General features: G+C 67.2%; 21 protein-coding genes. 13 read left to right on the top strand and 8 right to left on the bottom strand.

Going from position 1 to position 19,363, the window contains the following annotated elements; genetic code table 11:
• Complete coding sequence (locus tag NLX85_RS17135) at nt 1-681, bottom strand: GntR family transcriptional regulator (protein WP_254336265.1); 681 nt, start codon at nt 679-681, stop codon at nt 1-3.
• A 70-nt stretch (nt 682-751) separates the two neighbouring features.
• On the opposite strand from NLX85_RS17135, the gene NLX85_RS17130 reads away from it, so the two are divergent.
• Nucleotides 752-1,468: a YoaK family protein gene (locus NLX85_RS17130; RefSeq protein WP_254336263.1), complete on the top strand. Its 717-nt coding sequence runs from the start codon at nt 752-754 to the stop codon at nt 1,466-1,468.
• Nucleotides 1,469-1,632: 164 nt separating this feature from the next.
• Here the strand turns inward: NLX85_RS17130 and NLX85_RS17125 are convergent, their stop codons facing one another.
• The gene (locus tag NLX85_RS17125; protein WP_254336261.1) at nt 1,633-1,866 is read right to left on the bottom strand and encodes a hypothetical protein; all 234 of its coding nucleotides are present in this window, start codon (nt 1,864-1,866) and stop codon (nt 1,633-1,635) included.
• Between the two features lie 631 nt (nt 1,867-2,497).
• On the opposite strand from NLX85_RS17125, the gene NLX85_RS17120 reads away from it, so the two are divergent.
• From NLX85_RS17120 to NLX85_RS17115, 3 genes are all read left to right on the top strand, one after another.
• Entirely contained in the window at nt 2,498-2,878 is a 381-nt protein-coding gene (locus tag NLX85_RS17120; RefSeq protein ID WP_254336259.1) for a nuclear transport factor 2 family protein, read from the top strand.
• A gap of 11 nt (nt 2,879-2,889) precedes the next feature.
• Complete coding sequence (locus tag NLX85_RS33685) at nt 2,890-3,102, top strand: isocitrate lyase/phosphoenolpyruvate mutase family protein (RefSeq protein ID WP_374628098.1); 213 nt, start codon at nt 2,890-2,892, stop codon at nt 3,100-3,102.
• Between the two features lie 371 nt (nt 3,103-3,473).
• Nucleotides 3,474-4,634: an MFS transporter gene (locus tag NLX85_RS17115; protein WP_254336257.1), complete on the top strand. Its 1,161-nt coding sequence runs from the start codon at nt 3,474-3,476 to the stop codon at nt 4,632-4,634.
• A gap of 297 nt (nt 4,635-4,931) precedes the next feature.
• On the opposite strand, the gene NLX85_RS17110 is transcribed toward NLX85_RS17115, so the two are convergent.
• Nucleotides 4,932-6,389 (bottom strand): SDR family oxidoreductase, encoded by a 1,458-nt coding sequence (locus tag NLX85_RS17110; RefSeq protein ID WP_254336255.1) that lies wholly within the window; start codon nt 6,387-6,389, stop codon nt 4,932-4,934.
• Nucleotides 6,390-7,023: 634 nt separating this feature from the next.
• Here NLX85_RS17110 and NLX85_RS17105 point away from each other — a divergent pair.
• Complete coding sequence (locus NLX85_RS17105) at nt 7,024-7,395, top strand: carboxymuconolactone decarboxylase family protein (RefSeq protein ID WP_254336253.1); 372 nt, start codon at nt 7,024-7,026, stop codon at nt 7,393-7,395.
• Nucleotides 7,396-7,939: 544 nt separating this feature from the next.
• On the opposite strand, the gene NLX85_RS17100 is transcribed toward NLX85_RS17105, so the two are convergent.
• From NLX85_RS17100 to NLX85_RS33675, 3 genes are all read right to left on the bottom strand, one after another.
• On the bottom strand, nt 7,940-8,299 hold the full coding sequence (locus NLX85_RS17100) for a hypothetical protein (RefSeq protein WP_254336251.1): 360 nt from the start codon (nt 8,297-8,299) through the stop codon (nt 7,940-7,942).
• Nucleotides 8,296-8,526 carry an STAS domain-containing protein gene (locus NLX85_RS33680; protein WP_374628116.1) on the bottom strand — a complete coding sequence of 77 codons (231 nt, stop codon included), beginning with the start codon at nt 8,524-8,526 and terminating at the stop codon, nt 8,296-8,298. Before NLX85_RS33680 ends, NLX85_RS17100 begins: the two co-directional genes overlap by 4 nt.
• Nucleotides 8,527-8,966: 440 nt before the next feature.
• Complete coding sequence (locus NLX85_RS33675; protein WP_254336249.1) at nt 8,967-9,212, bottom strand: hypothetical protein; 246 nt, start codon at nt 9,210-9,212, stop codon at nt 8,967-8,969.
• Between the two features lie 403 nt (nt 9,213-9,615).
• Here NLX85_RS33675 and NLX85_RS17090 point away from each other — a divergent pair, with 403 nt between their 5' ends.
• Nucleotides 9,616-10,374: a DUF4396 domain-containing protein gene (locus NLX85_RS17090; protein WP_254336247.1), complete on the top strand. Its 759-nt coding sequence runs from the start codon at nt 9,616-9,618 to the stop codon at nt 10,372-10,374.
• Nucleotides 10,375-10,706: 332 nt separating this feature from the next.
• Complete coding sequence (locus tag NLX85_RS17085) at nt 10,707-11,174, top strand: YkgB family protein (protein WP_254336245.1); 468 nt, start codon at nt 10,707-10,709, stop codon at nt 11,172-11,174.
• A gap of 108 nt (nt 11,175-11,282) precedes the next feature.
• On the opposite strand, the gene NLX85_RS17080 is transcribed toward NLX85_RS17085, so the two are convergent.
• Complete coding sequence (locus NLX85_RS17080; protein WP_308210748.1) at nt 11,283-12,197, bottom strand: NADP-dependent oxidoreductase; 915 nt, start codon at nt 12,195-12,197, stop codon at nt 11,283-11,285.
• 428 nt (nt 12,198-12,625) lie between these two features.
• Here NLX85_RS17080 and msrB point away from each other — a divergent pair, with 428 nt between their 5' ends.
• From msrB to NLX85_RS17065, 3 genes are all read left to right on the top strand, one after another.
• Nucleotides 12,626-13,111, top strand: a complete 486-nt coding sequence (msrB, locus tag NLX85_RS17075) for a peptide-methionine (R)-S-oxide reductase MsrB (RefSeq protein ID WP_254336243.1) — start codon at nt 12,626-12,628, stop codon at nt 13,109-13,111.
• Nucleotides 13,112-13,120: 9 nt separating this feature from the next.
• Complete coding sequence (gene msrA / locus NLX85_RS17070; RefSeq protein ID WP_091343884.1) at nt 13,121-13,627, top strand: peptide-methionine (S)-S-oxide reductase MsrA; 507 nt, start codon at nt 13,121-13,123, stop codon at nt 13,625-13,627.
• 449 nt (nt 13,628-14,076) lie between these two features.
• The gene (locus NLX85_RS17065) at nt 14,077-14,733 is read left to right on the top strand and encodes a TetR/AcrR family transcriptional regulator (RefSeq protein ID WP_254336242.1); all 657 of its coding nucleotides are present in this window, start codon (nt 14,077-14,079) and stop codon (nt 14,731-14,733) included.
• Here NLX85_RS17065 and NLX85_RS17060 read toward each other — a convergent pair.
• A complete protein-coding gene (locus NLX85_RS17060; RefSeq protein WP_254336241.1) occupies nt 14,690-14,995 on the bottom strand; it encodes an Ada metal-binding domain-containing protein in 306 nt (101 codons plus the stop codon). The genes NLX85_RS17065 and NLX85_RS17060 overlap by 44 nt on opposite strands.
• Nucleotides 14,996-15,377: 382 nt before the next feature.
• Between NLX85_RS17060 and NLX85_RS17055 the strand changes: the two genes are divergently transcribed.
• From NLX85_RS17055 to NLX85_RS17045, 3 genes are all read left to right on the top strand, one after another.
• Nucleotides 15,378-15,806 (top strand): OsmC family protein, encoded by a 429-nt coding sequence (locus NLX85_RS17055; RefSeq protein ID WP_254336240.1) that lies wholly within the window; start codon nt 15,378-15,380, stop codon nt 15,804-15,806.
• Between the two features lie 436 nt (nt 15,807-16,242).
• Nucleotides 16,243-18,153, top strand: coding sequence for a Na+/H+ antiporter NhaA (nhaA, locus tag NLX85_RS17050; RefSeq protein WP_256567076.1), 1,911 nt, complete (start codon nt 16,243-16,245; stop codon nt 18,151-18,153).
• 212 nt (nt 18,154-18,365) lie between these two features.
• On the top strand, nt 18,366-19,304 hold the full coding sequence (locus tag NLX85_RS17045) for a hypothetical protein (RefSeq protein ID WP_254336238.1): 939 nt from the start codon (nt 18,366-18,368) through the stop codon (nt 19,302-19,304).
• The last annotated feature ends 59 nt before the right edge of the window (nt 19,305-19,363 follow it).

Genomic DNA, 19,363 nt, shown 5'->3' with positions numbered 1-19,363 from the left:
TCAGCGGGTTCCGTATCCGGCCTCGGCGTTCTCGTACGCGGCAGCGGAAGCGGCATCGAGGTGGGCCAGTGCGGCCCGCTCGGCCCGGTCACCGTCACCCGACTCGATGGCGTCGACCAGTTGGATGTGCTCGGCCCACGAGTGTGGTGCCCGTTCCGCGGCGCCCAGCCGGAAGACCCACTGCACATGGAGGTAGAGCGCCTTGGCGATCGACAACAGCCACGGGTTGCCGCTGATCTCGAGGATCCGCAGGTGCAGGGCGCTGTTCAGCTCGGCGACCCGGCCGAGGTCCTGCTGCTGCGTCGCCTCGCGGCCCTGCTCCAGCAGGCCCCGCAGGGCGGCCACGTCCGCCGCCGTCGCCCGCTCGGCCGCCAGCCGCGCGGCCAGCGACTCCAGGCGTTGGCGGACGGCGAACATGTCCGCGATGGTCGCACTGCTCGGGGAGGCGACCACCGCACCGCGGCGGGGCAGGATCACGACGAAACCCTCCGCCTCCGCGACGCGCAGTGCCTCCCGGACCGGGTTGCGGGAGACGGCGAAGTCCTCGGCCAGCCGATCCTCGGTCAGCCGCTCGCCGGGAAGGTAGTCGCCGTTGATGATGGCGGTCCGCAGTGCGGCGAGGACCTGGTCGCGTAGCGGCAGGTGTTGAGCGCCGAGCTTGCCTCGCAGGTCATCAGCCAACCTGACCGCCTCTCCGTGAATCGTCCAGGCAGAGCGTATACGAAGAACAATCTGGGGAGGATAGCCGACCGTGCTGAAAACAGTGCCATCCGTCATGCGCCTGCGCGCCGCGGTGACGGGGAACCGGAACCTCGCGCGGCGGCGGCAGGCCCTCGTTGTCGTGCTCACCTTCCTGACCGGCAGCGCTGACGCCATCGGCTTCCTGGCCCTCGGCGGAGCCTTCTCGAGCGTCATGACGGGCAACATGGTCCTGCTCGGGCTCTCGGCGGGCAGCGGCGACGCCGACCTCGCGCTGACCTCCGGCTGCGCCATCGTCAGTTTCATCATTGGCGTCCTCGCGGGCGCCCGCCTCGCCGGCTCGGCGCAGCCGGACGACCCTGTCTGGCCCCGCCGGGTCACCCACACGCTCGTCCTGGAACTCCTGGTGTTCGTCGTCTTCCTCGTCGTCTGGGTGGTCAACCTGCCCGGTCGTTCGGAGCAGGTCGATCTTGGGCTCCTGATGCTGTCGGCAGCGGCGCTGGGCGTCCAGAGCAGTGCCATTCAGCGCTTCGGCGTACCGGGCCTCTCCTCCACGTACCTGACCGGCACGCTCACGAGCCTGATCGCGGGGGTCGCTGCTCGAAGCCCATGGCACAGCCTGCGGCCCAAGGCTCACGTCCTGCTGGCCCTGATCACCGGTGCCGTCGTCGGTGCACTGATGGCCAGGCACGTGCCCGCATGGTCGCCGGTGCTGTTGATCGCGCCTCTCGTGCTCGTCATCGCCGCGTCGGCGCGCATGGCGGAATAGCGTGGCCGGCGGCTCGTGGACCGGGCTGTGTGCGCCTCGCCGGTCACCGCGGCGGTGAGAGGCTCAAGAGGGGACTGCCCGGCTCGAGGTTGCCGTGCGCCCGCGTGGCGTGGTCGGCAAGACCCGCCGCCGGCTGACCTCCGAGCTGATCGGCGAACTCGTCGTCATCGACAAGGAAGATCAGGATCGCGAAACAGGAACTCACCGACCTGGTCGCCAGCCGCGGTCAGCGCCCCGCGGGCGCCCAGATGTACACCCATGTCGGCCCGGAACCGGCGACCGGCGACCGGCTCGTACACCCCGTCGACGTCAGCGGCCAGTAGTTCCCCGCCGTACTCCACCCACAACCAGTCCTGGCCGATGCTCTCCGGCGGCAGCCCCGTGTCGTTGACGGGCAACTCGGCTACCTGAGCCCCGACGAGTACGAGACCGCCTGGCACACCCGCCAGAGGAAACCAGCCGAACCAACTGTCCGCCCCTGCGCCGTCCGGCGGCATGTAACCACCGCTCCATCCAGGCGGGGGGAACTCACTGCTACTTTCTCAGCAATAGAAGGACGTTAGAGTCCAGAAGCGGATTCCCGGATGCGCTGCTGGAGGGTGCCAGATGATCGTGCGCACCAGCAAGCCAGGCAGTCAAGCATCCACCCTGACGTGCTCAGCAACGAAGCAAGCCGTAGACCGGGCATGGTCAGGTCAGAACCAGGAGCACGCGTTTGCGAGCGGGTCCGCGACCTCGTAGACTGGACCAAGTCGTCCAGTCGCCATATGGTCGAACGGGAGCGGCCGAGCTCATCGGGCCAACTACCTGCCGCTACTCGAGGACCGAGCATGCGGTAGCCATCAGCCGCGGACCGACTGGGGCGGGCGGGCGTCGAGGCCCGACCGAGATTGGGACGTGGTCGGCAAAACGGCGCGACGAATCTGACACCAACCAGACCGTACGACCGCTCACGCCAGCACCACATATCGGGCACGGAACGACACCCAGCTTCAGCGAAAGCCGAACTTCACGGAGAAGGAGCAAGAAATGAACGATTCCAAGCAGTACGCCGAAGATCTGGCGATCCTCGAACAGCTCAACCTCGACTACAACAACGCGGACCAGGCCAGCGATGCCAAGCGCTTCAGTGAATTTCTCGCCGAAGATTTCATCGTGCAGACACCGGGTGTCACCCGCAACCGCGAGGAGTACCTCGAATACATCGCCAAGCCCCGACCCTTCAAAAACCTCGCTCTGCGCGACTTCAAGATCCGCATCCTCGGCGATGTTGCGCTGATCCACGGCCGGGCGACATACACCGTGATTGCCGATGGAGTGGAGCAGGAAGCGCTGTACACGGACGTGTACCAGAAGCGCGAGGGAACCTGGGTCTGCGTCTCCGCCTGCGCGATCGCCCCGGGCGCCTGACCCGCCACCATGTGTCGGATATTGCCGCCCAGCTACGGTACGAACAGTTCGTCGAAGTCCATCGTGGCCCCGATACGTTCATCATGCCCGACGCATGGGACGTCCCGGCGGCCCTGCTCTTCAAAGAGGCCGGATCCAAGTCCATCGCAACCTGTTCAGCGGCTTTCGCCGCGACACCGGGCCGGCCCGACGGTAGCCACGCCATCAGCCGCGACGCACCTTGACCATGCCGCCCTACTCAAGTCCGTGAGTGGCCCGCCGATCAACGCAGATAGCCCTGGCGGCAGGATCTTGCCTCGACGCGATCCTTGTTTCGTCGACAACCTTGCAGATGGTGCTCCTCACGGCGGGCTTCATTTGTCCTTACCTCCGCCGTGCTCGCCGCGGTGGCGGCGCGGTTCGTGACCCTCGCCCGGAGGAAATGGGACCGAAATGAGGCGAGGGGCGGCCTGGCACGTAGACGTGCGCACCCCGAAACCTCCAGAAGCGCCGGCATGGTGCAGAACAAGAGAAAGACGGCTCGATGCAACACGTGACCCCAGCGACTAACCTGGCCCGCCGAGACAGAACGCTCCGGCTTGCATTCTTATCTGCGGTGGTCTCACTGGTGGCCGTGTTTGCCGCAGTGGGCTCGACGATCCCTCTTTTCAACATCTACCGGGCCGAGGACGGGTTCACCAACGCCGGCATCTCCCTGACCGTCGTCGCCTACTCCGCCGCTACTCTCAGCACGCTGCTAGTGCTGGGACGACTGTCCAACCATGTGGGCCGACGACCTGCGGCGATCGCCAGCCTCGGCCTGCTCGTACTGGGTTGTCTGCTGCTGTTGAACGTGCACCACATCGGCATCCTGATCGCCGGTCGGCTCCTGATGGGCCTCGGCGCCGGGCTGGCCAGCAGCAGCCTCACCGCCTACATCGTCGACGCCGCACCCACCAGGCCGACCTGGCTGGCGTCCGTCGCTTCCAGCCAAACAGTCATGCTCGGTCTCGCCGTGGGCGCCATCGCCTCCGGTGCCCTGGTCCAATTCGGCCCCTGGCCACGTGACCTCATCTACCTGGTTGTCATCAGCCTGCTCCTACTGTCTGCCGCGCTCGTCGCCATCAGCCCGGAGACCGTGCCTCCCTCGCCGGGCGGTTGGCGTTCACTGGGCCCCAGCGTTCGGGTACCGGTCCGCGTCCGGCATCTGCTCCCCGTCGCGGCCGCGGTGTTCCTGGCCACCTGGGCAACAGGGGCCTTCTACCAGGCCTTCGTGCCCGCACTGGTCGAGGACCAACTTCACACCAACAGCTCGCTCGTACTTGGACTGGTGTTCGCCGCATACATGGGCCCCAGCGCTCTGGGCGCCCCCCTTGGCAGCCGGTTCTCACCGGCGGCAGCTCAACGCATCGGCATGATCGCCTTCCTGGCCGGATGGATCGGCATCATCACAGCGATCACCACCGCCGCACTGCCGTTGTTCATCACCGCAACCATCGTTGCGGGAGCCGCTCAGGGCATCGCCATCAGCGCCGCCACCCGCGGCCTGCTGTACGGCAGCACCCTGCACGACCGGGCACCGATCTTCGCTGTCGTATATCTCCTCAGCTACAGCAGCGCGACCATTCCCAGCCTTATCGCCGCCCAACTGTCCAACGTCTTCTCGGTGCCGCACATCGCGTTCGGGTACGGCACACTTGCCGTCCTCGCCACCGCGTTCACTGTCGTCGCTGCGCGCAACTCGCACATCGACACGGCCAGCCGGCCCAATGAGTGATCATGACGAAGCCTCACCGTCATCCAGCCGTCACTCGACGCCGAGCAGGGGAACGCGGCCCGCGCTCGTCCAAACCCGTCGCGCGGATCGCGCGCTCGGCTTCTTCTCGACCCAGACGGGCTCGGCGACTGGTGGAATCGCACAGAATCTCGGGCGGGTGTCACAGCCCCATCGGTGGCTTGGTCTGGGGTGGAATCAACCAGCGGCGAGCCGCCACGGGGCCGGCACACTGCGGGCTGGCGCTGCGCCGGGGTGGTCGCGCGCTGAGCGGCGAGGCCCGCTGACGGGGCGCGCTGATCACCAAGCGCAGGGCGCGTAGTCCTTCAGGAAGCAGCCGTAAAGGTCTTCGCCCTGTTCGCCGCGGACGATCGGGTCGTAGACCCGGGCCGCGCCGTCGACCAGGTCCAGCGGGGCGTGGAAGCCGGCGTCCGCCAGTCGCATCTTCGTCGGGTGGGGCCGCTCGTCGGTGATCCAGCCGGTATCGACGCTGGTCATGAGGATGCCGTCGGCCAGCATCTCCCGGGCGCTGGTCCGGGTCAGCATGTTCAGCGCGGCCTTGGCCATGTTGGTGTGCGGGTGCCCTGGCCCCTTGTAGCCGCGGGCGAACTGGCCCTCCATCGCCGACACGTTCACCACGTACTTGCGGCGGGCGGTCGCAGCGGCCATCGCCGGTCGCAGCCGGCTGACCAGCACGAACGGCGCGGTCACGTTGCACAGCTGGACTTCGAGCAGCTCGACCGGGTTCACCTCGTGCACCCGCTGCACCCAGCTGTTGACCGGATCGAGGTCCGGGACCAGACCGCCGGCGTCGATGGCGGTGGCTGCCGCGATCCGTTCCGGCGAGGCGGACCCGCTGGTCAGCGCCAGCGCGGTGAGTGCCTGTGGGGTGACCGGGTTCAACTGCGGCGAGGCGATCAGGCCCGCCGGGTCGCCCTGGCCGGCAGCCTTGGCGAACGTGATCATCTCCGGCAGCGGGCCGTCCGGCAGGGCCGCCGCCTCCGCGGCGACGAGCTGCGAGTACGCCCCGGGCGTGCGGCGGACGGTCTGCGCCGCGTTGTTGATCAGGATGTCGAGTGGTCCCTGGCTGCTGACCGAGTCAGCGAGGGCGATCACCTGGGCGGGGTCGCGCAGGTCGATCCCGACGATTCGCAGGCGGTGCAGCCAGTCCCCGCTATCGGGCATCGCGGCGAATCGGCGGACCGCGTCGTGCGGAAACCGCGTGGTCACCGTGGTGTGCGCGCCGTCGCGCAGCAGCCGCAGCGCGATGTACATGCCGATCTTCGCCCGGCCGCCGGTGAGCAGCGCGCGCCGGCCGGTCAGGTCGGTGCGGGCGTCCCGGCGCTCCCGGTTGAGCGCGGCGCAGGGCGGGCAGAGCTGATGGTAGAAGGCGTCCACCTCGCGGTAACGCTGCTTGCAGATGTAGCAGCCGCGCGGATTGTGGAGGAAGCCGGCCGTGGCACCCACGGTGGGGGAGGCGAGCGGGATGCCCTGGGTTTCGTCGTCGATCCGGCCCGGGGCGCCGGTGGCGGTGGCCGCCGTCACCGCGCGGTCCGCCGCCGCGATGGCATCCCGCCGTTCCTCGCGTCGCCGCTGCTTGATCACCTTGTAGAACTTCGCGGTGGCCCGCTGCACCCGCACCACGTCGGGGTGATCGGAAGGCAGGTCCTCCAACGCCTCAAAGACGCTGAGACAGGTCTCCAGCAGGCTCCGATCGATGCCGGATTGACCGGTTTCCGTATAGTTGTCCGCCGCCATGCCGTCGCTGTCTCATCCCGTTTCCTGCGCCGGATCTGCCCGGCCCACCCCAAGTCCGACCCGGAACTGTACGCACCGCAGGGCCTCCGACGCACCCCGCGTCGCGGTCGGGGCCGCCGGCGACGTCGAAGTCACACCCGCTGGTACCAACCGCGCGCTGAGGCGCCTTCTCCCAGCGATGCCTTCATGTCGAGTGGAGCGGAAAGGGCCAGAGCCAACCAGCCCAGTCAGGGCCGCCGTGGCCGTGGCGATCGACGCCGCTAGCAGGTCCGCGACGTTGTAATCCTGGCGGAACGACCGGCCAGCCTCAGCGTCCCGGTCCACCCGTGGCGGTTCGAAATCCGGCGGGACGCCTTGAGTACCGGGTCCGGCTGTGGCGCGTCGAACTCCCCCCGCTTGCGCACCTGAAAGACGCGGTACGACCTACGCCCGCCTATCAAGGCTGCTGCGAATCCCGACACGGCTGTCAGCGACGTGGACGTCCCCACCACTGGTGTTGTCGTTGTGACCTACAGGAGGTCATCTCTTGGATACCAGGATCCAGAACGTCCGACTGGACGCCACGTCAAACCAGCAACTCATGGCTCTGGCAAATGCAGGGGCCGCAGCTTTCGGCCATACCGCCACACTCCAGGTGGACCAGGCCCTGGCCCAGCTCCTGCGGTTGCGCGTCGCACAGATCAACAATTGCAGCTACTGCCTTCTGGTGCACCACGCCGCTGCCCGCACCGCCGACATCCCGCCGTCCAAGGTCGAGACTCTCACCGCATGGTGGGAGACGCACCTGTTCACCGAGGAGGAGCGAGCCGCGCTGGCCTACGCCGAGGCGTTGACCCGAGCCGCCGACGCCACCGTCAACAACCGGGTCCAGGAGGCACATGACAGGATGGCCACGCACTTCACGGAGGACGAGATCCTGGAGATCGTTGCCGTGGTGATCAACATGAACATCTGGACGCGACTCAAGCTCGCCGAGGGTGCCATGCCCACGGCGCCTCCCGTGTGAGTTGATACCCGGCCCTGTCATCGGAGCAGGCTGCCAGCCGTCCGATCGGCCCGCTGACGACCTCGAACTCTGTGCTCGTCACATCATTCGTGCCACATCGAGCGCAACCCGTGTTGACCGGAGGGTCCTGTGATGGTTCGGCGGACGGATGTGGCCCGGTTGGCAGGCACCTCGCCGGCGGTGGTGAGCTATGTTCTCAATGGCGGGCCGCCCCCGTGTCGGCACAGACCCCGGCAAAGTGCTCGCCGCGATCGAGCAGCTCGGCTACCGCCCCAACGGCATAGCCCGGTCACCGCCGATGAGCCGCACCACGACCCTCGCCTGCTCATCCCGGACAACGCGAACCTCACGTAACGGCAGGGTTCCCGGATTGTGATGATCCACCTCTCGCAGGCGTCCTCAATACATCGAGGCGGCGGTCCTGAGGCCGGTTGTCGCTGGCTCATCGGATCCGAAAGGAAACTCTGGTTACGCGTGCTGCAGAGCGAGGACGACTCATGGCGGCGTAGCTGGACGCGTAGCTCGGGCGACTAAGGGCTGTCGGTCATGCCGGTCCTCGCAGGGTCCTGCCAGAGCCAGGCCGGCCACCCGCCCGCTTCTCCTCCGGGTCGACCCTCGCACCCGGTTCTTCGTACGGCCGCCGCCGCCCCGTCGCCACCACAGCCAGGACCACCGCCGCGACGGCGAAGCTCACCTGAGCCACCGATCGCGGTATCCATGCATTCGGCTCGACGGTGCCGACGCCGATCAGGCTCGCGGTGATGGAACCCAACTGCGCTGCGGCCACGCCCAGCGCAACGGTCAGCCCCACGGGAGCGGCCTTCGGACCGGGCACAACGAGTCGGCCTAGGACGCCGACGGTGACACCGACGGCCATGGCGCTGAGAAGACCGCTGCCACTCACCAGGTGCTCCTCTCCCTACCCTGCTCAGGATGTGGGCGGGGTAACTCGCGCGCGTCCCCGCCCGGGCGGTAGGTGATCGCGAGCGGGCTGCCACGTCCGCGCCAAGAGCGCGGCGACATCGCACGTACGATGAGCACTCCACCGCCACGGCTCAAGCGGCGTTGGACATTGAGGAGCAGGCCGATGGCCGCCGCGTCGACATGCCGGCACTCGGACAAATCGATCACCACCACCACCACCTCCTTCTGCTGCTGGGACAGGACCCGGTCGATGACTACGCCGAGCTCGGATAGTTGGGAAGGCCGAGTTCCTTGACGATCTTGATCTCGACCCAGGGGCACCTGACACCCCGCTGGGAGCGGAAGGCGCGCGGTTACCGACGACTCCTGTGCGCTTCTGTTGTTGGTTGCGATCTCCCTGACCACTCTGGGTGCGGATCGTGGAGGTCGTTCCGCAGGTTCATGACAGTTGTGCGACAAGACCGGGGGAGGCGGCACCGCCGTCGCGCCGACGTCTGCTCACGACGAGGGGAAACGAAAGATCAGTGCATGGTGCGGCAGATCGCAGCCAAAGGCTCGCCCGTGGCCTGAGGCGAGTCCTGTTCAGCCTCCCGGTGGCGCTCTACCGGTCGAAGCTGGGCGGCGTACTCGGCGGGCGCCTGATTTGCTCATTCACCCCGGCCGCAAGAGGCGTCGGCCGGCTCCATGCCGGCGAGCAGCCGAACGCCGGACCGGATGGGAGGAAAAGGGCTGAAGAGCGCCTCAAGCACGTCGTCGCCGTAGCGGTCCCACCGCTCGACCTGAGCCTCCCACGCCGCGCCGTCGCCCGGCGCGAAGCGCTCGACAGAGGCCGCCGTCGCGGCCACATTGCGGGACAGTACGACCGCCCGGTCGTCGGGCAGCACATGCGCCACGCGGGGCCGGGGCGTGACTCCACCGCACCCCGTACCGGTCCAGATCCAGAGCCCGAAGAACGGGGGAGGCCGCGCCCAGCGGATAGAACGCAGTGAACAGGTCCGTGTTGAATCCCGGCCCCAGAACCTCCGCGGACCGCACAGCGCCGCCCGGCACGTCGTCCGCTTCGAGCACAAGGACGTGCCATCCGGCGTCGGCCAGCAGATTTGGCCGGGCAGGGGCGTGGGTGCTCCGTCACACTCTCATTGTTCAGCCCGCAAGGGGGACGTTGTGCAGGTGCGCGATGCCGCATGCCTCACCGCCCGATGTGCTCTCATGTTTGAAGCGGCATCTTGAGTTGCCGTACTCAGCTGGTGGGCGGAGTTCGTCAGGGCCGCCGCCACCGACATTGTGTTGAGTGCCGTGCAGCGAACGGAGATGGTTGTGCAACCGACGTGGCTGGTGATGCTTGCGTGGGCCTCGCTCTTTGTGGTGTTGGCCAGCACCGCCGTTGTCGCTGTTGATCAATTTGTTCTTGGATATCGTCAGCCGGTCAAGATCATGGAGATGGTCTGGCCGGCAACAGCCCTCTACCTAGGCCCGGCAGCCGTCCTAACCTATATAAAGTGGGGTAGAACCCAGTCTCGCCGGTGGCTGGACCGGCACGGCAACCCGCCTAGGGCGTCGCGACATGCTCCCACGACAATCCAAACTTATCATTGTGCGACGCATTGCACTCTGGGTGTCATCATTGCTACACCTATCACCTACGGCGTAGGCCTCGAAATATTCGGCAGCACACTGTGGCCCGAAGTCGTCGGCGACTATGTGGGCGCAGTGGTCATCGGTGTTGCATTTCGCTACTCTGCTGAGGCTCACGCGGGTGGTCGAAGAGCGTGGGCCGCAATGCGGAGATTTTTCCGCAGCGACCTGCTGACCGTGTCCGTCTTCGAGCTCGCACTATTGGGTTGGCTGGCGCTGATGCATTTTCGTGTTTTCCACGAGACCCTGCGGCCTAGTAGTCCGGTTTTTTGGCTCATTATCCAGGTCGGGTTGATCATCGGCTTCTTCGCCGCTTGGCCGCCCACCTTGTTGCTGATCCGCCGCGGGGTCAAGACGGAATTGCTGGGCACGCCGCAGGAGGCGGTGATGCGCCGCCCTGGGGCGGAGGGGGCACGTTGACATTACGAGGAGAGCCTGCTGCGTTCGTGGGTGTCGGGGCTGACGTTACCCAGACGGCTGTTCCGGCCGCCGTCACGTTCCTGCCGCAGATGGGCCACCCAGTTGCCCAGGGTCTCGTGGTTGACGCCCAACTCCGACTTACCTCACGGATGGTGCGACCGGAGTCGAGCACCAACGCCGCAGCCAGGGGCTGCATACGTGACCCAGCCTTCCGCCCCGGCCGGTAGGACGTCAGCACGGTGATGTGCGCGCGCCGTCGGTGCGTGTGGCGGGTCCAAGCGGGTATTGGTCCCCAGCACGCCGACCGCCGACACAGCGACTAGGAGCGAGCGATGGGCACACGACACGCCTCGGCCGATGGCCTCGCTTCCGTAGGCCTCTCGGTCCTGCGCTCCGCACTGGCGACGAACATCTTGTGGATCGGTGCGCTCAAGTTCAAGCAGTACGAGGTCGAGAACGACGAGCCCCTGGTCACCTCGAGTCCGCTGTTCTCGCGGATCCGCGAGAAACTGGGCGCCCAAAGGCTCAACCGACTCATCGGGGTCACGGAGCTCGCCGTGGGCTCTCTGATCGCCATGAAGCCGCTTGCACCCAAAGCGTCGGCGATCGGTAGCTTCGGCGCGGTCGGGATGTTCCTCACCACGCTCAGCTTCCTGGCCACGACGCCCGAGGCTCGGCAGGAGGGGCAGGGGACTTTCAGCCTTTCCCAGCTGGGGCAGTTCCTGTTGAAGGACACAGTGCTCCTCGGTGCCGCTCTCCTGACAGCTGCCGGGTCGCTGCGCGCCGTCCGCCACCGATGATCCCCCTCGGGAGGGCGCTCGGTTCGCTGAACAATGACAGCGCCTGGGCCGATGCAAGGCACCGAGGAGGCAAGGATCAGTCAACCTGGTCGGGGAGCGGGTGAGTCTTTACGGAACGCGGATGATCGTCTTCCCGGTGGTCCGCTCGGTCGGGTTGAGAGCGGCGACCGCGTCGTCGAGGGTCGCGACGTTGCCGATGTTCGTCCGCAGTCGGCCGTCCCGCACCCGCCGGACGATCTCACCCAGTTGGGCGCGATCGGCCACGACGACGAAATCGACCGCCAGGCCCTCCGCGGGCTGCGCCTCGGGCGGCCCGACGACGGACACCAGCGTTCCTCCGGCTCGAACCAGGCCTGCGGACCGCTTCCCGATGTTGCCGCCGATGACGTCGAAAACCAGATCGACTCCGCCGACGTCTTCGAGGACCTCATTCTCGAGGTCGACGAACTCCTGCGCGCCGAAGCCGAGCGCCTTCTGACGGTCGGCGGCGCGTCCGGTGCCGATGACGTAGGCGCCGAACTCACCTGCGAGCTGCGTCACTATCGAACCGACTGCGCCAGCGGCGCCGTGCACGAGGACGCTCTGCCCCGCCTGAAGGCGGCCATGCTCGAACAGTCCCTGCCACGCGGTCAGGCCCGAGATCGGCAGGCTCGCGCCCACCGTGAAGTCGACGTCGCCGGGCAGCGGCGCGAGGTTGCGCGCCTCGACGGCCACATACTCCGCCAGGGTGCCGTCGCGATTCCAGTCCGTGAGGCCGAACACCCGCTGTCCCACCGACAGTCCCGTCGTGCCATAGCCGAGAGCGGTGACCACCCCAGCCAGCTCGTGCCCAGGGATCGACGGCGTCCGGTCACGGCCGAGGCGATCGGTCCAGGTCGAGGGCCACGCCAGCTCAGTCGGGACGAATCCCGACGCATGAACCCGAACGACGACGTCGTTCAGCGCCGGTTCCGGCTCAGGCCGCTCCACCAGCGTCATCCCGGCCGTTCCCGCGGCCCTGTCCGTCACCACAATCGCCCTCATCGGGACCCCCTGTATCCAGTCCTCGTTCGCACGGTCACGAGGAGCACAACTTCGTTTCATCAGCATTCCCCGGTCCCGCGCGAGTGGGGCGACGTCCGGAGAACTCGGCGCCGGTGGGCACGTCGGGCAGTTCGTCGCTAGCGGAGGCACCCAGCCGGACGCCCCGAACCTAGTCGCGGAAGAACTGGTCGGTCAAGTCCACTATCGGGTTGAGCGATTGCTACTGTGGCGGCGCCGTAACCCATGCCTACCAGCATGACTGCGGCGTCTAGCCGGCATCCCAGGAAGTCTCCTCCGGACCAGACAGTCCACTGAAGGTGAGAGCTGGGGGAATACATCCGGCCCACTGGGTGTCTGTATATTTGCGCGTCCAGGTGCGTTTCGCCTGGTTCCCCAGCTTCTCGCCGAAAGGCGGGGAAGGGAGAGCTGTGCCCCAGCAGGCCCAGTACCACAAGAACCGGGAAGCCGTCTCGCGGCTGGACCCGGAGCAGTACCGCGTGACCCAGCAGGACGGCACCGAGCGCCCGTTCGCCAACGCCTACTGGGACAACCACGAGCCCGGCATCTACGTCGACGTCGTGTCCGGCGAGCCGCTGTTCGCATCGGTCGACAAGTACGACAGCAACTCCGGCTGGCCGAGCTTCACGAAGCCGATCGCCAAGACGAACGTCGTCGAGAGCCAAGACTCCACCCACGGGATGATCCGGACCGAGGCCCGCTCGCTGCACGGGAACAGCCACCTCGGCCACGTCTTCAACGACGGTCCCGCCCACAGGGGTGGACTGCGCTACTGCATCAACTCCGCGTCGTTGCGGTTCATCCACCTCAACGACCTGGAGAACGCAGGGTACGGCGAATACCGCGACCTGTTCACGAGTGACACCGACACTGACACTGACACCGACGACGAGTAAGGAGACGACGTGACCACCGAAAAGGCGATTCTCGCCGGCGGCTGCTTCTGGGGCATGGAGGAGTTGTTCCGCCGCCAGCCCGGCGTCGTGTCCACGCGCGTCGGCTACAGCGGCGGCGACGTCCCGAACGCCACCTACCGCAACCACGGCACCCACGCGGAGTCCATCGAGGTCGTCTACGACACCGAGAAGACCGACTTCCGAGCGCTGCTCGAGTTCTTCTTCCAGATCCACGACCCCTCGACCAAGAACCGCCAGGGCAACGACATCGGCACCAGCTACCGCTCGGCGATCTTCTACACCAGCGACGAGCAGAAGCGGGTCGCTGAGGACACGATCGCCGACGTCGACGCCTCGGGCCTGTGGCCCGGCAAGGTCGTCACCGAGGTCACCCCGGCAGGCGATTTCTGGGAGGCTGAGCCCGAGCACCAGAACTACCTGCAGACCTACCCCAACGGTTACACCTGTCACTTCCCCCGCCCGGGGTGGAAGCTCCCGAAGCGGGCGACGGCCTGACACCTCCGGCGCGCGGACCCCGGGTCCGCGCGCCGGCTCAGGCCGAGGTGTCAGTGACAGCATGAGCGATACCGTGCGGGGTCGTGGCGCCGAGAGTGCGGCCAAGGGGCGCCCTGAAGATCATTTCAACCGGTCGGTACGGCCGGGCAGGTTGTCAGCTACCGGTGATGTGTGTGACGTGCAGACGCACGTCACGAGCATTGACTTCCGGCGCGCTGCTTACGACGCATCGCCGAGCAGCTCCTGAGCCGTGACTTAGCGCAGCGAGGACCAGGCAGTCCAGCAACAGGCACACCCCCGTCGATGGTCTCGTGAAGAGAGCAATCGTCCGCCAGGCTGGGGGAGCAAGCGCTCGTCCTTTCCTCATCGCGCGAGTGCGACATGGGGCCCGATGGACCACAAGGTCCCATTCTCCAGCGATTATCTGACGCGCCGGATAGACTTGAGCGATGAGCGACGAGCAGGTGGCTGCGCCGAACAGTCGGCGGAGGATCAGTCAACGGGGCATCGCCACGCGAGAGCGAATCCTCGAGGCGGCGAACCGGCTGATGTTCGTGCGCGGAGTGAACGCGACGACCCTTGACGACGTCCGCGAGGCAAGCCAGACCAGCAAGTCTCAGCTCTACCACCACTTCGCCGACAAGCAGGAGCTCGTGCGAGCGTTGGTCAAATATCGAGGCGCGCTTGTGCTTCAACGCGAGCGCGGAGGGCTCGAACGACTGAGATCGTTCTCGGGGCTGGTCCGGTGGCGTAACGCGTTGGTCCAGGCCAACTCGCTGAACAACGGCAGGTACGGGTGCGGCCTCGGGTCGATGGCGGTCGAGCTGTCCGATCAAGATGAGCAGGCTCGATCGATGCTGCTGGAGACGTTCGCGGCATGGGAAAAGCTGATCAGTGATGGTCTGCACCGGATGCGGGACAGCGGTGCACTGCGCCAGGACGCCGACCCGGAGAAGTTGGCCACGGGGTTGATGGCAGCCTTGCAAGGCGGCTACTTGCTGGCGAACGCCGCGCACAACGTCGCACCCATGGAAGTTGCGCTGGACATGGCGCTGGAACACATCAGATCGTTCCTCTCGGAGCCGTCCGGCGAGCCGACCCGTTAATTGAGCCCCGACCGGGAGGCTCGCCGTGCGGTCTCACCCCGCCACGATCCCGCTGCGGCGTCCTCGATGATTGCTTCAGCACGCCCGACGAGCGTCGACTGACCGGACGCCGGCCGGGCCGCGGCGCTGCGTCGGGGGAGCAACGCTTGCAGGCTCGGTATCCAGCGAGCTGGGCGCTGGCCGCTGTCGGGTGAAGGCTGCCATCGAGTCGTTCCACCCGTCGTTGGATCGCCTCGTACTGCGACCGCGGATCACCGGGCATCGATGCTCCTCACCTTGTTCGGATTTGAGTCCGCCCGAGTCGCGGAAGGCGTCCGCCCTGATGCGTGAACGACAGCATATCCTAACCTTAACGGACCTATGAGTCCAACCATGCGCCCGACGTTGGATGACTTCAGCTGGGGGAAACTGGCCCCAACCTTCACCGAGAGCAGCTGAAGGCCGCCGAGGTGATGGGTTGCGAGGGCTGAGCGATTCTGACGACGAGCGATAATTTGGACCATCCAGTCCGGAGAGGCTAGCCTCTGGAGGTACTCGGTCACGGGGTGTACGCGGCCGCAGCCCTCGCTCAGACTGCGGCTCGGCTGCTGCTGGATCCGCGTACCTGGACCGTCATTACCAGGATCTACAGGAAGGCGCGGCTGATGGAAACCGATCAGGATCGTGTCGTCGCATCCGCCCGAGCTGTCCTTCCGGCCACTGAGCGCCGGCGCACGGACATGACCACCCGCGGCTTCACGTTCGTCGCCGACGAACCGCACAACGGCGCACTCGGCGAAGGCCCGACGCCGACGGAGTACCTGTTGATGGCGCTCGCATCGTGCACTGCTCAGACGCTGCGGCAGTATGTCGACTACAAGTACGACACCGCCGGTGACATCACCGTCGAGATCGACTACCACGAGCCCGAGCAGGACGGCGCCGAGCGTTACCTGCAGCGCACGATCACGCTGAGCGAAGAACCTGACCCCGAGGACTTGAAGGTGATGCATGACATCGCCGAGAAGTCCCCGGTGACCCTGCTGATCCAGTTCGCATGGAGCGTGAGGACCGAGTTCGTCGGGCCGCGCTGAATCGGGCCGCGTGCTGCTCGGCGATCACGGCCGAGCGGCACGCGGTTGTCGTTCCCCAGGCGGCGACAGTGTTTCCGTCGACCGCGCCGTGCAGCGCAGGTCCCGGTGGCTGGCGGACGGCCGGTGACTCGTGCCGGCAGCTCAGGGGTCGCGCATGGCTCGCCGTGTGATCAGCCGGGCCACGGTGGACGATGCGCCGGGGCTTCACCATCGCGTCGATCTCGCGCGCGGTCGTCCCGACCATGAGCTCACTGATAGTCACCCGCATCGTGCAGGGCATCGGCGGGCCTCGTCGCTCTCTCCGCGGCCGGCCACAGCTGGGGCAGCGCGATCAGTACTGAACCGAGGGGTCGCGTGCCCGCAATGCGGCACGTGATCTAGCTATCCATGCTGGCCCGGCCAGCGCGTCCGAAGGTGATGTGTGACCGAGACCAAGATGAACGGCCGAACGATCTGGAAGCGGAATCCAGCGGCACCGCTGCAAGGCTTTCTGCGGACTGAGTCCGGCAGCGCCGGCGTGCTCGTGGCCGCCATCGTCGCCGCACTGCTCTGGGCCAACATCGACCTCGGCTCCTACGAAGCCCTTTGGCGCACCCAACTGTCCCTACGCCTCGGGCACCTCGAGCTCTCCCGCGACCTGCACGCCTGGATCAACAGCGGCTTGATGACTCTGTTCTTCCTGGTCGTCGGCCTTGAGACGCGGCGCGAGTTCGACCTCGGCGACCTACGCGACCGGCGACGTTTCGTGCTGCCCGCCGTGGCCGGCGTGATCGGCATGCTGATCCCGGTGCTGATCTTCCTGGCGATCAACCACGGCGGGCCGGGCGCGCACGGCTGGGGCGTCGCCATGTCGACCGACACCGCCCTCGCGTTGGGCCTGCTGGCACTGCTCGGCCGCGGCGTGCCCGACCAGGTCCGGATCTTCCTGCTCACCGTGTTCGTGGTCGACGACTTGATCGCACTCATCGTCATCGCCCTGGTCTACAGCGACGACATCAGGATGATGCCCGTCGTGGTGGCCGTCGCGGCGTTCGTGGTCATGCTGGCCCTCCGCGCAGTTGGCGTCCGACGTGGCTCGGCGTACGTGCCGGTCGCCATTGTGATGTGGGGCGCGCTGTTGGTCAGCGGAGTCGACCCGGTGGTGGCCGGACTGGCCATCGGGTTGACCGCGTTCGCCTACTCTCCCGGTCGCGCTGAGCTCGAGCAGGTCAGCGGGCTGTTCCGGTCGTTCCGTGAGCAGCCGACGCCCAAGCTCGCGCGTACGGCTTCCATCGGCCTCGCGCATACGTTGTCGCCCAACGACCGCCTTCGGCGCATCTACCACCCCTGGTCCAGTTACGTCATCGTGCCGCTGTTCGGCCTGGCCAACGCTGGCCTCAGCATCGACGGTCCGTTCCTGGCCCAGGCGTTCAAGTCGCCTGTCACCTGGGGCGTGCTGCTCGGTTACGTCGTAGGCAAGCCGCTCGCCGTGATCGGCACCTCGGCCGGGCTCACCCGGATCTCACACGGCCGCGTCCGTCCGGCCGTGGGCTGGGCGGGCGTGCTCGGCAGCGGCACGATCGCCGGTGTCAGCTTCACGGTGTCGCTGCTGATCGCCGGCCTGGCCTTCACCGGCGACCAACTGGCCGAGGCCAAGGTCGGGGTGCTCAGCGCCGCGGTCGTGTCCGCGGTGCTGACCTGGACCGCGTTCCGCGTCACCAACATGTTGCCCAAGGACAGTCGCACCCGGGCGCTCTTCGGCGACATGACGGAGCTGATCGACCTCATCCCAGACGTCGACGAGAAGCAGGACCACGTCCGCGGCCCAGCCGATGCGTCGGTGACGCTGGTGCAGTACGGCGACTTCCAGTGCCCGTACTGCGGGAAGGCCGAGCCAGCCGTCCGGGAGTTGCTGGGCCACGCCGACCTGCGTTTCGTGTGGCGTCACCTGCCTCTGCCAGACGTGCACCCGCACGCCCTGCTGGCAGCCGAGGCCGCCGAAGCAGCGGCCGCTCAGGGCAAGTTCTGGCAGATGCACGACCTGCTGCTCGACCACCAGGACAAGCTGAACATCACTGATCTGATCAAATACGCCGGCGACCTCGGCCTGGATCAGGAACGCTTCCACGACGATCTGACAAGTCACGCCCACGCCGGTCGCATCGAGAGCGACATCGACTCGGCCGACGACAGCGGAGTGTCCGGCACCCCGACGTTCTTCATCAACGGCCGCCGCCACTACGGCGCCTACGACATCACGACCTTGACAGCCGCGATTCGTATGGCCCGAGCACGGGCCCGCCTCGGCCGCGAGGCACCGGCGGCCCGTGACCAAGCGGGTTCCGTTGGCTCGACGGCACGCCGGTAGCCGTCAGATCCTGCCGCGTGAACTCTTGTCTTGACCTCAAGCGATCGGAGGGTCAAGAAGTCCGACACTCATCGGGGCTTGTGCAGAAGCGCCGGCGCGTTGGCGTTCGGCCTGGCCGAACGTACGGGGACGGGTCATCGATTCGGCTTGATCCCGTCCTCAGGCCAATCGGTGCCCTCGGCGGTCGGCCGCCTGCTCCTATGCTCTCCGGCGTGCCCCTCCTCAAGATCTCTTCGCTTTTCGGGCTGCCGAGCTACGACCTCGTCGACCACTACCCCGATCTCGCGCCGCTGCGGCGTGCTCTGCAGGCCGAGGACTGGCCGGCCGTCGTCGCCTTCTTCGACCAGCTGCCGGAGCACGACGACCCGACAGTCGCCACCGCGATGGTCGCCGAGACGAAGGGCGTGGAGACGTTCCTGCGGGTGGCAGGAGGCGGACCGGCCGAATCCACCCTGGCCGGTACGTTGCTCGGCGCCCGGTTGGTGTGGATGGCGTGGGAGGCCCGGGGGGCGGCGCGCGCCCGGTACACCAGCAACCGCCAGTTCGCGTCCTTCCACGAGATCCTCCGTGAGGCCGAGCGGGTGCTCGGCGAGGTGACCGCGGAGGAGCCGGGCAACATCGCCGCGTGGACGGCACGGCTGCGTACCGCCCGGGGCCTCGGGTTGGGGCATGCGGAGGCCAGCCGGCGGTACGAGCGCGCCGCGAAGGCACGGCCGGATCCGTTCTACGCCCAGCTGACCCACGTCCAGCAGCTGTGCCCGAAGTGGGGCGGTTCGCTGGACAAGTTGCTCAGCTTCGCGCGGCACTGCGCCGCGACATCGTCGCCCGGATCGCTCAACGCGGCGGCCGTGGCCGACGCCCACCTGGAGTTCGCGTACGAGTCGGGCATCGCCCACCTGCGTTCGCCGGCTGTGCTCGACGAGATCCGGGACGCCGTGGCCAGGTCGGTCGGGCACCCCGATTACCGGCCCGTGCACGGTTGGGTCCAGGCCGAGTGCAGCTTCTCGTACGTCCTCTGGCTCGCCGGTGACCTGTCCGGCGCCGCCGCCCGGCTGGCGGCGCTCGGCAACCGCATCACCATCTACCCTTGGGGTAGTCCCCGGGAGCTCAGGACCGCCCAGCGGAAGCTTCGTGGGGCCGGTGCGCGATGATCCGGCCGCCTCGTCCTCGGCCAGCATTAAGGGTTCGGACCTGCATGGAACCACCCGAC

The sequence above is a fragment of the Micromonospora sp. A3M-1-15 genome (assembly GCF_024213425.1).
Taxonomy (GTDB): domain Bacteria; phylum Actinomycetota; class Actinomycetes; order Mycobacteriales; family Micromonosporaceae; genus Micromonospora; species Micromonospora chersina.
Note: the sequence above shows the minus strand (reverse complement) of the source record. Positions and strands in the feature narration are given on the sequence as shown.

Excerpts from the sequence above, each read along its gene's own strand:
- NLX85_RS17120 (WP_254336259.1), top strand. The coding sequence starts at position 2,498 with ATGAACGATTCCAAGCAGTACGCCGAAGATCTGGCGATCCTCGAACAG.
- NLX85_RS17110 (WP_254336255.1), bottom strand. The coding sequence starts at position 6,389 with ATGGCGGCGGACAACTATACGGAAACCGGTCAATCCGGCATCGATCGG.
- NLX85_RS17085 (WP_254336245.1), top strand. The coding sequence starts at position 10,707 with ATGGGCACACGACACGCCTCGGCCGATGGCCTCGCTTCCGTAGGCCTC.
- NLX85_RS17080 (WP_308210748.1), bottom strand. The coding sequence starts at position 12,197 with ATGAGGGCGATTGTGGTGACGGACAGGGCCGCGGGAACGGCCGGGATG.
- NLX85_RS17065 (WP_254336242.1), top strand. The coding sequence starts at position 14,077 with ATGAGCGACGAGCAGGTGGCTGCGCCGAACAGTCGGCGGAGGATCAGT.
- NLX85_RS17060 (WP_254336241.1), bottom strand. The coding sequence starts at position 14,995 with ATGCCCGGTGATCCGCGGTCGCAGTACGAGGCGATCCAACGACGGGTG.
- NLX85_RS17055 (WP_254336240.1), top strand. The coding sequence starts at position 15,378 with ATGGAAACCGATCAGGATCGTGTCGTCGCATCCGCCCGAGCTGTCCTT.
- nhaA (WP_256567076.1), top strand. The coding sequence starts at position 16,243 with ATGAACGGCCGAACGATCTGGAAGCGGAATCCAGCGGCACCGCTGCAA.